The organism is Streptomyces sp. NPDC043746 (genome assembly GCF_056436485.1).
In genome coordinates this window covers 74,346-87,464 of record NZ_JBWKCM010000028.1, presented here as the reverse complement: position 1 = coordinate 87,464, position 13,119 = coordinate 74,346, and the positions used below count along the sequence as shown (strand labels likewise).

The 13,119-nt window shown below is 68.9% G+C and carries 10 protein-coding genes and 1 pseudogene; 1 reads left to right on the top strand and 10 read right to left on the bottom strand.

The annotated features are described in order from the left end of the window. Positions 1–1,101: 1,101 nt before the first annotated feature. The 9 genes and pseudogenes from AC0682_RS25800 to AC0682_RS25760 form a co-directional block, all read right to left on the bottom strand. Complete coding sequence (locus tag AC0682_RS25800) at positions 1,102–1,359, bottom strand: hypothetical protein (RefSeq protein ID WP_478535379.1); 258 nt, start codon at positions 1,357–1,359, stop codon at positions 1,102–1,104. 303 nt (positions 1,360–1,662) lie between these two features. Next, on the bottom strand, positions 1,663–3,051 hold the full coding sequence (locus AC0682_RS25795; protein ID WP_478535377.1) for an SDR family NAD(P)-dependent oxidoreductase: 1,389 nt from the start codon (positions 3,049–3,051) through the stop codon (positions 1,663–1,665). Between the two features lie 202 nt (positions 3,052–3,253). Then, a complete protein-coding gene (locus AC0682_RS25790) occupies positions 3,254–4,819 on the bottom strand; it encodes a prenyltransferase/squalene oxidase repeat-containing protein (protein WP_478535376.1) in 1,566 nt (521 codons plus the stop codon). Positions 4,820–4,897: 78 nt separating this feature from the next. Then, positions 4,898–5,626, bottom strand: a complete 729-nt coding sequence (locus AC0682_RS25785; protein WP_478535375.1) for an HAD family hydrolase — start codon at positions 5,624–5,626, stop codon at positions 4,898–4,900. Continuing rightward, a complete protein-coding gene (locus AC0682_RS25780) occupies positions 5,623–6,864 on the bottom strand; it encodes a cytochrome P450 (RefSeq protein ID WP_478535373.1) in 1,242 nt (413 codons plus the stop codon). The genes AC0682_RS25785 and AC0682_RS25780 overlap by 4 nt, the downstream gene beginning before the upstream one ends. A gap of 303 nt (positions 6,865–7,167) precedes the next feature. Further along, positions 7,168–7,659 carry an EF-hand domain-containing protein gene (locus AC0682_RS25775; protein WP_478535372.1) on the bottom strand — a complete coding sequence of 164 codons (492 nt, stop codon included), beginning with the start codon at positions 7,657–7,659 and terminating at the stop codon, positions 7,168–7,170. Between the two features lie 715 nt (positions 7,660–8,374). Next, positions 8,375–9,040: a glycine cleavage system protein GcvH gene (gcvH, locus tag AC0682_RS25770; RefSeq protein WP_478535386.1), complete on the bottom strand. Its 666-nt coding sequence runs from the start codon at positions 9,038–9,040 to the stop codon at positions 8,375–8,377. Between the two features lie 48 nt (positions 9,041–9,088). After that, positions 9,089–9,475 (bottom strand): annotated as a pseudogene (locus AC0682_RS25765) (transposase); the annotation flags it as partial. Next, complete coding sequence (locus AC0682_RS25760; protein ID WP_478535371.1) at positions 9,391–9,594, bottom strand: hypothetical protein; 204 nt, start codon at positions 9,592–9,594, stop codon at positions 9,391–9,393. The pseudogene AC0682_RS25765 and the gene AC0682_RS25760, both read right to left, overlap by 85 nt. A 1,624-nt stretch (positions 9,595–11,218) precedes the next feature. On the opposite strand from AC0682_RS25760, the gene AC0682_RS25755 reads away from it, so the two are divergent. Then, complete coding sequence (locus AC0682_RS25755; protein ID WP_478535370.1) at positions 11,219–11,626, top strand: hypothetical protein; 408 nt, start codon at positions 11,219–11,221, stop codon at positions 11,624–11,626. A 99-nt stretch (positions 11,627–11,725) separates the two neighbouring features. On the opposite strand, the gene AC0682_RS25750 is transcribed toward AC0682_RS25755, so the two are convergent. After that, positions 11,726–13,009 (bottom strand): IS701 family transposase, encoded by a 1,284-nt coding sequence (locus tag AC0682_RS25750; protein WP_478535369.1) that lies wholly within the window; start codon positions 13,007–13,009, stop codon positions 11,726–11,728. Between the last annotated feature and the right edge of the window lie 110 nt (positions 13,010–13,119).

Here is a 13,119-nt window from a genome sequence, read left to right as displayed (position 1 = left end):
CTTTCGGATCCAGGTAAGTCATTTGGCCCAGGAATCTCCTTCCGAATTCCTCCCGGCTCAGCCGGGGATACAGACAAAGCGCCTCGTGGCGCACATCGACCGTTCGACGACCCAGCGGCGGGGCAGAACGATGAAGCCGGAGGTGTCCTTGGGGCGGCTGACCGGCTTGATGCAAGGCGGTCACCGAACCTGGTCGCAGTCCATCGTCATGATCGACCGACCGCTTGACACCATGCCGCAAACGGGGCGCATTCACTCGAACGAGTCCGCGGTGCCGGACCGTGATCGAATGGTGAGGTCGGACACCACTCTCAGGGCTGCCATCTGCGTCAGCGGCCCTCACGGGGGCGCCGCTGGCACCGGAACCGAAGGCACTTGCTCACTGCGGACGTCACCCCCAGGAGTGGGCCCGACGCACACCCGACACTCCGTCATGCACCGGCGCCCACCGGCGCCGCTTCACCCGGCACCGGCCTCCGCATCGCCCCGACCAGGCACCACCGCCCGCCGCTCACCGCCGGTCCAAGCACGCCCCTCGCCGACGAACGAAAGCCCGATCCTGCTGTGGCCCCGGCACCAGTCAGCGCAGACCTATTCGCCCTCGGCCGGGCGCATGATGCCGGGAACCGCCCGACCGCATCCCAGCCCCAGGCGGGCAGGGCTTCAGACGCTCGGCCGGCACGGATTCCACGGGGCCCCGTCCCCGGCAGCGGCACACTCGGCCGCCGTCATCGCCCGCGAACCGCCGACAGCATGCCCGGACGGGTCGGCACGGCACGGACCGAGGGCCGGCGTGCTGCTGTGCCATCGCCCCAGGCGCCCGCACCCTTCCCGGGTCCGTCCTTCGTGCAGTTGCCGCGCCCAGAGAGGCCAGCGCTGCAAGAAGGCTTCCCCACGGGGCCGACCAGGCCAGACGCCCATGACCACGCAGGGGCGTTTACACCTGCGGGCAGTGCCTCCCGTACACCTCCGAATTCGCTGGGCGCAGACAACGGTGCAGGCCCTGTCCTGTGCGGCCCTCACGAGGCGGCGGGCGGGCCGGACGAGCTCACACCCGCTGGAGGTTCGGGTCTCCGGCGGGGTTCGTGGGAGTGCTGCTGGTCAGTCGCCGAGCGGCAGGGCGTCGGCAGCCTGGTCGATGACCTTGCCGGTGGAGCAGTTGTTCTTGTGGTTGCCGGTCCAGTCGCTCAGGGCGGGTACGACGGCGAGTTCCTGGATACACACCTCGGCGGCGCTGAAGTTCCAGTTGTTCGCCGCATCGACCCCGCTGCCGAAGTTGCTGTCGCTGTCGGCGAAGGCGGGCGTGGAGGCGGAAAGGGCCGCGGCGGCCAGCAGGCCGCAAGTGATGATCTTTCGCATGGCCGGTGAACGTGTCCACACTCCCGTGGGTTACGGGGCGGGCCGCCGAACGGGAGTAAAGGGGGGCGGGCGCGCGCCGGACCCGCTTCACTGGCCACGGCCGGTTCGGAGAGCAGCTCGCGGTGCACCGCGGCCACGTTCCCACCCGACACCGCCACACGCAGATGCACATCCGGCGTCACGCCCACGCGGTCAGGCGCCCCGGCCTTCAAGCCTGTTGGCCATCCAGGACCAGAGCACCGGTGAGTACGCGCCATTCGGCAGCGTCCTTGTTTGGGCCGACGGGGGCGGTGTTGCGTCTGTTCACCGAGCCGGGCCGGCGGGCTGGAGGTGGAAGATGCGCAGGTTGCGGCCGGAGCGGTCGCTGTAGGTCTGGTAGCCGGTGGACAGGGTCGTGAGGATTTTGTGCCAGACCTCCTCGCGTTCCGGGCCGTCGAGGAGGCGACCGGTGACGGAAATCTGCCTGCCGGCGACGGACACGGTGGCGGCGGGGGTTCTGAGGAGGTTGACGGTCCAGGCGGGGTGGTTCTGGAGGCCGAAGTTGGAGCCCACCACGGCGTAGCCGCCGGCGTGTTCGACGTAGAAGAGAGGGGTGGGGCGGGGGCGGCCGGTGCGGGCGCCGGTGGTGGTCAGGAGAAGGGACGCGACGCCCAGCGTCCTTCCGACGCTGAGGCGGCCGCGGGTTCCGTCTTGGAGGAGGGTGTCCAGGGGCACCATTGCGGTGCGCATGGCGGCTCCGGCCCAGGGGGTGGGGGCGAGTTTGTTCATCAGCCGGAAGCCCAGATTGCGGGCGGGGGGACGAGCGGCGTCTGGTCGGCGGGGCACCTGGGTCTTCCCTCTGCCGACGGGGGTGGCGTAGTTGCGTCGGGCATTGCCGCCGAGGGCGGCCAGGTTGCGGAACGCGGCGGGAGCCATGGCGTAGGCCCGGTACATGGCCGGCAGGTAGCCCGGGGTGTCGACGATGTCCCGGCGCTTGAGGATGCCGTGGACGATCGCGTCGGCGATCTGCTCCGGGGTGGAGACGGGCAGGAGGTCGGTGATGCGGGGCATCCGATGGGAGGGGACGTGGCGGCCGAAGAACTCGGTGCCCACGACCGTCCCGGGGCGTACGAGCATTACGTGAACCGGCGATGTGGCGAGTTCGGCGGCGAGGATCTGGGTGTAGGCGTTGATCGCCGCTTTCGCCGCCGCGTAGGCGGCCGAGGGGCCCTTGACGAAGACGACGCCGGCAGCGGAGCCCATGTTGACGAGCGTTCCACCGCCGGCGGCCTGCATGAGCGGCAGGGCCGCCTTCACGCCGTAGACCATGGCGTCGTAGCCAGTACGCATCGTCTGCTGCGCGTCCTCGACACTCATGTCGGCTACGTCGCACCACTGCGTGAACGCGGCATTGTTCACCAGGACGTCCAGTCGGCCCTCTGCCGCATGTACGTCGGTGATGCACTGCTCGTAGGCGTTCCGGTCGGTGACGTCGACGCGGTGGAAGACGACATGATCGCCGAGCCCGGCGGCCTGGAGGTACTCCCTCCCGGTCTTGAGGTGTCCGGGGGAGATCTCGGCGGCGTGCACGCGCGCGCCTCGCAGGGCGAATGCCTTGGTGGTGGCCAGGCCGATGCCCTGGGCCCCGCCGGTCACCAGACACACCTTCCCCTCCAGCTCGCGCAGGGCGTTCGTGCGGGTGCGGTCTTTCATCACGGATGCCGTCCATGTCTCGACAAGGGCCCCGCGGTTGCCGTCGCTGACGGTGGAGAGCTGCGAGGACGTGGGGCGGGTGGCCACGAGGGGGCGGCCAGCGGACTGGGGGCCGGGCCCTGCCCGGCCCTGCGGGCGGGAAGGACCCGGTCTCGTTCGGGCAGAAGTGTGGGCGGCCGTCGCGGACCAGGGGTCCAGACGGCTACAAAGGCAGCAAGTGGCCGGTCGCTGGTGCTACGCGGTGGGAGAGGTGGCCGAAGGCCATGAGCGTGAAGATGTCGCCGAGGACGGGGATGCGGAAGACGAAGGGCCGGGGGCCGATGGAGTCGGAGATCGAGTCGATGCTTCCTTCGCTGTTCTGCCGGGCCATCAGGAACGTGATGCCGGCGGCGACCGGCTGGGGGTCCTGCTGGTGGCACAGGGCGATCATGGCGTAGGCCGTGCTGACCGGGTCGCTGACGGAGTCGGGCTGCTGGCCCCAGCCTCCGTCGGGGTTCTGGGTCCGGATGATGTGTTCGAGTGCCCGTGTCCGCAGGACGTGCGCGTGGGGTGCGTCGGCCTGTGAGACGGCCAGCACGGCACGGAATATGGCGTGGAGTCGGCTGGCGCTCCAGTCCGGTGGGAAGGTGCCGTCCTTGCGCTGTCCGGCCGAGAGGTAGTCCAGTGCGCCGTTGAGTATGGCGGGGTCGTGGGGCGGTCGGCAGGAGAGTGCGTTGATCGCGGCGGCGGTCATGCAGACTTCGGAGGGGGCGCCGGCGACGTAGGTCGGGAAGCCTCCGTCGGGCCCGCGGGTGGCGAGCAGTGCCTGCCGGCCGCGTTCGATGGCCTTCTCGTGCGCGGGGTCGTCGTGGGTGTGAAGCAGTTCGAGGATGACCGAGGTGTCGTCGATGTCGGTGACGTCGGCGATGTCGGTGACCGACCAGCCGCCGTTCGGTTTCTGCCGGTGGACGAGGTTGTCGGCGATGGCCTGGATGACATCTTCCGGCGCGTCGGCGGCCAGGAGGGCCACGCCCGCGGTCGCGGTGCACCAGGTGTCGGTGTCGGTGAAGAAGGGGATGCCGCCGTCGGGACGCTGGTGCTTCAGGAGTACGTCCACTCCCCGGTGCACGAGGGGCTCGTGTCCGCCCAGCCGGTGCAGGGCGTGCAGGGCGGACAGGTGGACCAGGAGGTTGCCCTCCCAGATCTCGTCCCGGTTCTGGATGGACAGCAGCAGGTCGACGTCACGGAGTTCGGCCTGGTGCCGTGCGCCGGATGCAGAGGCCAGGGTGACCTTCACGGCCGTCGTCTGGGCCTCGGCCCAGGGGTGCAGTCCTGCGTTGGAGAAGGCCGTCCGGTCCGGTGCCGGTTGGGTGTCGATGTCGGCGCCGCAGGCGATGAGCAGGGCCTCGAAGGTGGCGCGTTTGCGCCGGCTGGTGAAGTCGGGTGCCTGCGCGATGTAGGCGTCGAGGTCGACCGGCCGGCTGTCGGCCGGGTCGCCGCACGCTGCCGCGATGAGGGCCTGATCGAGAGGGTCGGCGGTGGCTCGGCGTCGTTGCAGGTATCCGGCGATCCGCCCGGCCCGGTCGGCCTGGCCGGGAAAGTCCCGCAGCAGTGACAGCGTGAGCGCGGACTCCAGCACCCGGCTCCGGCAGGGGTCGCGTACGCCCCCGTCGGGATCGACGCGCTCGATGACGTACGTCCTGAGCCGGTCCATCGCGGTACGCCACCCGGCGGGCAGCGCGTTGTCCGGCCAGGGGGTGAGATGGGGCGGTGTGCTGCGAACACGCATGAGAACACCTCTCAGGAGCGGCGCGGACTATCGCTGGCCGCAGGTGGAAGACAGGGACGGTAGGGGCCGTACGGCTCGTTATCCCGGCCGTGTCGCGGCGAACGTCAGGGCGGCCAGTTCGTCGATGCGGTCAATGACCTGCCAGGCGTGCGGATGCAGCGGGGCGTTGTGGGGGAACGCCATGAGCACGCCCCGTCCCGTGCAGGCGAACATCCGCAGGTCGTATTTGCTGTCGCCGGCCACCAGCACCCGGCTGGGATGCAGAGCGTGCCGGGCACAGAAGTCGTGGAGCTGCCGGTGCTTCAGGTCGGCGGCGTCGATCGTGAAGCGGACGGAGGTCAGCGCGTCGGAGTCGTCGAAGCCGAGTTGCACGTTGCTGTACCGGTCCGTGACGCCCAGGCGCGCTGCCATGGGCTCGACGTAGGTGTTGAACGAGGCGGAGATCAGCCCCACCCGCAGCCCCGCCCGTTGGAAGGCGTGGATCATCGATGTCACCGACGGGCGCAGTCTGATCTTGGAGAAGACGGTCTCGACGGCCGGACGGTCAAGACGGCCGTGGGAGGTCAGCAGGGCCAGCAGGCGCTGGTCGGCGGCGGCCTGGTCGAGCAGCCCGGACTCGGATTCGCGTATCAGGTCGGTCAGCCGCTGGAGGGGTATGCCCAACGCCGCGAGCAGTTCGGTCGCCGAGTTGTCGAGGGTCAGTGTGTCGTCGACGTCGGCGATCACCGCGTCGAACGGGCGCTGGCGCCCTTCAGGCGGCACGGCCCCGTACGAGAGGGTGCCGGGGCAGTCAAGCGGTTCGGTCATGGCCGTACTCGCAGAGCGGTCAGGGCCCGCAGGGGGAATGTCGGCCGGTAGGCGGGGGCAGTCTCCGGGGCTGCCGAGAGCGCCGGGAAGTGGGCGGTCAGCTCCTCCAGCGCGATCCGCAGTTCGGTCCGGGCCAGGGCGGCGCCCACGCAGTAGTGGGTGCCCCGGCCGAACGCGAGGTGCGGAGCCGCGGGCCACCGCCCGGGCGCGCACCGGTCCGGGGCCGGGTAGCGGCCGGGGTCGTGGTTGCCGGCCCCGTACAGCAGCAGCACCCTGCTTCCCGCGGGCAGGACACGGCCGGCGACCGGCGCTTCCCGCACCGTGGTGCGGTACATCCCGACCACCGGACAGTCCAGCCGCAATCCCTCCTCCACCAGGTCCTCAATCGCGACGGTGCCGTCGACGAGCGCGGCCCAGCCTCCCGGTGAGCGCAGCTGGTGCCTGACGATCATGGACAGCGCCTGCGCGAGCGTGGTGTGGCCGGTGATGATCAGCGTCGGGATCAACGAGGCCACCTCATCCGGTGAGAGCCGGTGACCGTGCGGGCTCTCCTGCAGCATGGTGCTGATCAGGTCCTCGCGCGGATGCGACAGCCGCTGCGCCGTCAGCTCCCTGGCGAACTCGCCGAAAGCGCGCAGCCCCGTAGCGTACTGACGTAGCTGTTCGGGGGTGTGGTCGCGGCCGACCATGAGCTGAACCTTGTGATCGGACCAGCGCAGGCACGCCTGGTGGTGCTCGTCGGGGATGCCGAGGAAACGCAGGATCACCGTCAGCGCGTAGGGCAGCGCGAAGTCGGTGATGACGTCGAACTCGGGGACGCGGGCGAGAGGCCGGAGCAGGGCCACGGCCGTGGCCCTGATGTCGCCTTCGGCGGCCTTCAGCGCCCGCGGGGTGAAACCGGCGTTGATCACCGACCGGACCCTGGTGTGTTCGGGCGGATCCATCTCGCCCACAGATGCCGACTCGCCGCTCCAGGTGCTCAGCATCTCCCGCACATCGGGCGGCAGATCCTTCACGGGCCGCGGTTTGTGATCGCGTGCGGAGAAGTCCTCGTCGTTACGGAGGATCGCCGCGATGTCGTCATACCCCGTCACGCACCAGGCCTGAAGCCGGTCGGAATGTACGATCCGTCCCCCGGCCCGCAGCCGCGCCAGACCGGCGTAGAGGTCATCCTGGTCGGCGTCCCAGGGGTCGAACCGTGCAGGGGGCTCTTCGTCGTCGGTTAATCGTCCGGCCAAGGGTGCCTCCAGGGGACAGCCTCGAGAGAGCAGACCTTCCCTACGATCGTGCCACCGACCGACGAGCACTTTCCACGCAGAAATCATCCAAACCACGCGAACGAGTGGCGAAGTCGTGTGCACAGAGAACGCGACCGCAACCGCTCAACGAGGGAGTGCTGCTCCGGCACGTCCCGCACACAGACAGGTCACCGGCCCTGAACACCTGCCTGTGCATAGCGGGCTTCCCCCACCGCTGTCGGTGACGCGGACCGGACCGTGACGGCACGTATGCCGGCACGGCCGAGTGGCCCAGGGGCCGTCCTACTGCGGGGCGTAGGACCGCTTGATGTGCTGGACGCACTCCTCGCGGGTCAGGAAGCCATCGCCGTCGGCGTCGACCTGCTGGAACTCCTCCAGAGCCGCGAGCTGGGGCAGGCCCTTGGCCTGCTGCCAGGTCATCCACTCCGCCAGGGAGATCCTGCCGTCGTCGTCGGCGTCGGCCGTCTCCAGGACGGCGAGCTCGAAGGGGATGGCGACCTCGTCGAGGAAGGCCGGGCGGCGGTAGGCGGCGACGAACTCCCGGGCGGTGACCTTCCCGTCTCCGTCCGCATCGGCGCTGGTGTGCAGCGCCTGCCACAGCTTGTTGCTCAGGTCGGTCACCCGCCGCCAGCCCGCCGAACCGGGAAGGACACCGGCCAGTGCCAGCGTCTGCTGGACCATCTGGTCGATGTCGACCTGCTCGATCACGCCGTCACCGTCGACATCGCACTGCCTGAACATCGCCTGGAAGCGGTCGCGTTCCGTCTGGGTCACCACAGGATTCACCTGTTCCTTTCCAACCGGGGATCTTGTTCGCCAACGTCCCACACACCCCACCTGCAGGACGGAGTTCACATCCCCGATCACCCGAACGAGACCGCACACCACCCGCAAGGCGCCGCAAAGGCCCCTGAGCTGGGCTTTTATATGCGGGTATGACAACTGCGGCAGGCCTCGTGCCACCGAACCGCCCGCAGGACACCCAGGACCGCCTGAGCGTTGGCCAGATGCGCGCCAACCGCCGGGCGGTGATCCCTGTCGCCACGGCGAGAACGGTGAGGCGGCCCGGCGGTACTGCATCCCACATGCGCATCTGCGCGCCGGGCCTCACTCACGCAGGCCAGACCCGCACCGGCCGCCGCCGACTACGGAACCAGCAGGGACTCCATACCGGGATCAGCCGGGCTGCCCAGGGATGCCGCGGGGCCCATATGGCGTCGCGGACATCGATGACGGGGGTGCCGGCGGTGAGGGCGACAGTGAGGCCGTCGTCGGTGTTCTCGAAGGCGAGGCACCGGCCGGGTGCTTGGGCCGGGGTCTGGGCGGCGAGGTGGTAGGCGTCGGGGGCGGGCTTGAAGCAGGCGACGTGCTCGAGAACGTGAGGGTTTCGAACAGTGCGTCGAGGCCGGTGAGCTCGAGTGCGGCTCGGACGAGCCTGGCGTACGCGGGGCTTCGGGGCGGAGCCGTGGCTCTGCCCCGAAGCCTGTGGTCATGCGCCGATCGCTGCCTGGTAGCCGGCGGCGTCCAGGAGCGTGTCGAACTCGTTCTTGTCGGAGGGACGCAGCCTGAGGATCCAGGATCCGTAGGGCTCCTCGTTGAGCAGCTCGGGGCTGTCCGCGAGGTCCGTGTTGACCGCGAGGACCTCGCCGCCGACCGGGGCGTAGAAGTGCGATGCTGCCCTCGACGATTCGACGGCACCGGCCGCGTCGCCCGCGGCGAAGACCTTTCCGACCTCGGTCAGCTCGAGGCCCACGACGTCGCCGAGAGCCTCCTGGGCGTAGTCGCTGATGCCGACGGTCACGGAGCCATCGGACTCCAGGCGGGCCCATTCGTGGGACTCGGCGAATCGCAGGTCTTCCGGAATGTGAGGCATGTCTTTCCTCTGCTGGTCGTGATGATCGATGTGCTTGGTTCGCCCAGGATGCGGAATCGGGGCAAGCCGTTCGAACGGAACCGGCCAGGCTGGTTCGCGGACGGCAGGGGTGTCGTGATTCAGGCGGCGTCCGCGATGACTTGTACCCGTGCGGAAGGCCGCCTGCTCGTCGAAGAGCTGTCGATACCGCAGGCAGTGGTGAAGCTGCCCGATCAGGCCGTTGAAGACGTTGCGCGGGACGGAGGCGTGCCCGTCTCCCGAGCTCCGGCGGTAGCGGGCCATGACCCCAGGAGAGGCGCGCAGGGCGGAGAAGGTCCAGAGGTAGCTGGTGTGGTTCAGGCGCTGGTTCTTGACCCTGCGGTAGGAGATTGCGGTTTTCTTGCCGCAGGCGCGGGTGACCGGTGAGGACCCGGCGTATGCCGTGAGGCCGCGGGCGGTGGTGAACCGTGCCGGGTCCTCACCGATCTCGGCGAGGAGTGGGCGCCGAGCTGCGGACCGGAACCGGGGAAGCTGAGGAGGATCTCGGCGCCCTGGTGCTGGAGGAGCGCCTCCTCGGCCGCCTGGGCGAGGAGGTCCTCCGCCGGACGGACCGCTTCGGCGTTCTGCCCACGCCGAGCGTGAAGGGCGCTGGGTCAGAGCTGCTCGTGGTGCTTGAGGAACTGCCTCCGGCCGATTCCGCCCGTGTGGTTCTTGTTGAGTTCCAGGAACTGGTCCCACGCCTCCAGCCAGTTGGCGTCGGTGCGGTTCGCGTGATCTCTCCACTCCTCCAGCGTGATCTCGTCGTCGCCGTTGGTGTCGATCTCATCGAACAGAGCATTTGCTTCTTCGCGTGTCATGACAGCCTTCCCGGTCAGCTCCGTGCCTACCTGGGGCGATCTTCCCCCGCTGGCGCCGGGTCCGACTCCAGGAAGCTGTACCGGGGACGGAGTGTCGAGCAGCTTTCGCCCATTCGGGTGGACGAGCGTCATGACGACCCGCCGCACAAGCGCGAGTGCCTCAGCAGGAACTGGCCGAGCAGGCGCGCATTGAGTAGAGCCGTGACGCGGCGAGGTTCATCCCCATGGATGCGGCTCAGGGAGAACGGTGGAAGCGCGTCCCCAAGAGCGGCACGGACAACCCGAGCCCCGCGTCGGGACAGAAAGCCACCGGGTAGCAGGATATGAGACCGGGCCCGCTACACGGATGCGCGGCGAACGCGGGCGACCACCTCAGGGCCTGCACCGATCCCTTCGGGCCGGGGCTCAGTGTCGGCCCAGCCGATCACCACGCGGACAGGATCCGCCTCGAACGCGTCGTCGGGCGCGCCCGAGTGGCAGAGGGTGAGGTGCACACGATCGGCGGCGTGCGGGGAGCCCACGGGGGTCTCCAGGGCGGCGTCCGGGCCCGTACGCCAGCACACGGAACAGCGAAGCTGGACGAACGCGGCGTGGTCGAGAGTGAAGAGAGAAGCCCCCCGGGTGCAACGAGCCCGGATATCGGCGCTCAGGCCGCCCCCCGGTGGCAGCCTGCGCGCCGTGTGTGCCCCGTCTGGACGGGGGCGGAGGCGGGGAGACCGCCGTACGCCGCCCGTCGGGGGCGGTGGCGCCTCGGGAGGCGCGGCGCCGCCGGGGGATGCGGCCAATGAGGGCAGCTCGAAACCGGGACTCTGAGATCGACTGGCACTTCTCGGTCGAGTGCAACACCGTCGAGCGGGCCATCAACTGGCCGCTCATGCATCACCGAGCCTTGGCTACCCGCTACTACGTTTACCTCGGCAACCGCCACCGTCGCAGCCCTCACCTTCTGCTCCGCACATGATCGGCCGGACAGGTCGCCGCTGGTGTGCTGCGTGCTCACTGCCACCGATCCCCGCCGACATCGGCGCTGGGACCGCCGAACCCGGCCCGTACCGCTGGGGCCCTGGGCCGGCACCCGCGCGCTCGGTGAACGCTGGACTTGGGCTGCCGGCGTGGCGGACGAGTGAGCTTCAGGGGTCAGAGAGGTCGGTAAGGGTCGTCCCCCGTGACAAAGGCCAGCGCCCTGTCGGCGGGATGCCGCAGGGCACTGCCGGGGTTTTTCGAGGGCCCGTCTATCGGGTCGATTGATGAACGCGGGGGCGCGTCTTGCGGGCGGAGGGGCATCGGAAAACCTGCTCTATTCCTCGATCTGCCCCGGTAGGCGGCTGGCGGGGCGTCGGTCGCGGGGCGAGTTCGAAGCTTTCCCTCAGATAACGCCCCTCTTGTCTGCGTACTAAGTGGCAACTCTGAAAACGCCAAGTGCTCCGAATATGTGATACGCGGACCATATGATAAGCCCTTTGCCGACAGGGACCGACCTCTATCGGATTCCCCCCGTAGCTGCATGGACGCTGCGGTATTCTCGCCCTGTGCCCGGTAATTGGCGGTGCACAACAGATCATGCTCATTTCAACGGACTGGAATCAGGAGACATATGGGGCTCGGGCGCGGTGTGAGGGAGTACGTGATCAGCGATGCCGAAGGCAGAACCCTCCGTATCGGTGAGTCCGGATTGGTGGTGGACAAGATGACGCCCCCGACGGTCTGGACGGTGTTGCAGTCCGCGCCGCTTCCGCCCCCGGTGGGGCAAGATGCCTATACGCTCGGGATTGGGCCCCGCCTTGAGGGCAGTCCGCAGACGCATGAGGACGGTAAACACATCGTCACAGGCGATTCCGGTAGTCAATACTGGATTCAGGGGGACTCCGAGCGGGGATGGTCGATCGCGGCGTTCGAGTTCATCTCGCCAGGGCAACTCCCCGCGTTGCAGTTCTGGACCGTGGAAGGTCCTGGCGGCACAGTAGTTCTGGTTGAAGAGGGCACGGAACCGCCATTGTGGAAGTTCACTCCGTTTCCGTTTGAGGAGGAGTAGCCCGCTGCGGGGGGTCGGCTTCCTTCGGGGTGAGCGAGTCGTCCGGCCGATGGATACACCCCTGACCGGCCTCCTAGTACTCCAGTCTGGTTTCGCGATCTATCCGGCGGGTTCGTCAGTCGACCGTCGCCGGTAGTGGCTGCGGCGGGCTGTCGCCTGGTGGCGTCTGCGCCAGATTGACCAGTGCAACCGCCTTGTCGCAGTGACGATTTGTGTGTCGAAGGCGACGGTAAGCAGGTGGCGGATCTCCGGAACGGTCAAGGAGATCGGTTCGCTGCTGCGAGCTGAGCGGTGTGGATCGGTGGGCCGTTTCGGTGCCGCGTCGGCGGAGACGGCGGTCAGGAAAGCCAGGGCGAGCATGACGAGGGTGATGTGCCGGTGCCATGAGGTCCAGTTTCGGACCTGGTAGTGGTCGAGTCCGCCCTGGCTCTTCGCGGCCTGGAAGCACTCCTCGACGCTCCAGCGGACCCCTGCGACGCGGACCAGCTCGGCGAGGGTGACCGCGGTGGGTGACCAGCACAGATAGAAGGCCAGTTCACCACTGGTGCGGTTGCGGCGGATCAGCAGGTAACGGTGTTCGTCGGTGCCGATGTGGATCCAGGCCCAGTCGTAGTGGCGCGAGCCCTTCGCGCCGTTGCCGGCGCTGTGCCGCTGCCAAGTGGTGGCGGGCAGACATCCGGCGACGGTGTCCGCGCGGACGGGGGTGCGGCCGTGGTTGATCCGTACCCGCATCGAGCAGGCGACGGCCATCACGTAGCCGGTCCCGTGTGTCTCCAAGGCGGCACGGAGCTGCGGGTCCTGCCCGTATGCTTCGTCGCCGGTCACCCACGACGCCTGGACTCCGGCGTCCAGCGCGGCGGCGATCATCTCCCCGGCCAGGCGAGGCTTGGTCGCGAACGTGATCTCGTCGGGTATCCCGGCCGCCCGGCGGCGCTCAGGATCGCCGCACCAGGAGTGCTCGGGCAGGTAGAGCCGGCGGTCTATCAGCGCCCTTCCCCGGCTGGTGGCATAGGTGAGGAACACGCCGAACTGGGAGTTCTCGATACGTCCGGCGGTGCCGGTGTACTGCCGCTGCACCCCCGCCGAGGCCCGGCCCTTGTTGACGAAGCCCGTCTCGTCCACGATCAGCACCCCGCGGTCGGTGCCGAGGTGCTCGACGGCGTAGGCGCGCAAGTCGTCACGGACGGCATCGGCGTCCCAGCGGGCGCAACGCAGCAGTCGCTGCATCGGTCCCGGTCGGATGTGTCCGGCCTGTTCGGCCAGCTGCCAGCAGTTCTTCCGCTCCACCTTCGACAGCAGCCCGAGCAGATAGGCACGGGCACTCGCCCGGGGTTCAACTCGGCCGAAACGGCCTGCGACCCGGGCTATGGACTGGTCGAACATCACCCGCCAGCGGGCAGGGTCTACGCTATGGCCCGCGGCCACCGCACGATCTTCGTTTGTCCACACACCAACCGATGATCACGCGGTGGCCGCACCCGTTTCCCAGCCAG

Coding starts and splice junctions, on each gene's coding strand:
- AC0682_RS25790 (WP_478535376.1), bottom strand. CDS start 4,819: ATGCGTGTTCGCAGCACACCGCCCCATCTCACCCCCTGGCCGGACAAC.
- AC0682_RS25750 (WP_478535369.1), bottom strand. CDS start 13,009: ATGTTCGACCAGTCCATAGCCCGGGTCGCAGGCCGTTTCGGCCGAGTT.
- AC0682_RS25760 (WP_478535371.1), bottom strand. CDS start 9,594: ATGACACGCGAAGAAGCAAATGCTCTGTTCGATGAGATCGACACCAAC.
- AC0682_RS25800 (WP_478535379.1), bottom strand. CDS start 1,359: ATGCGAAAGATCATCACTTGCGGCCTGCTGGCCGCCGCGGCCCTTTCC.
- AC0682_RS25785 (WP_478535375.1), bottom strand. CDS start 5,626: ATGACCGAACCGCTTGACTGCCCCGGCACCCTCTCGTACGGGGCCGTG.
- gcvH (WP_478535386.1), bottom strand. CDS start 9,040: ATGGCCCGCTACCGCCGGAGCTCGGGAGACGGGCACGCCTCCGTCCCG.
- AC0682_RS25795 (WP_478535377.1), bottom strand. CDS start 3,051: ATGAAAGACCGCACCCGCACGAACGCCCTGCGCGAGCTGGAGGGGAAG.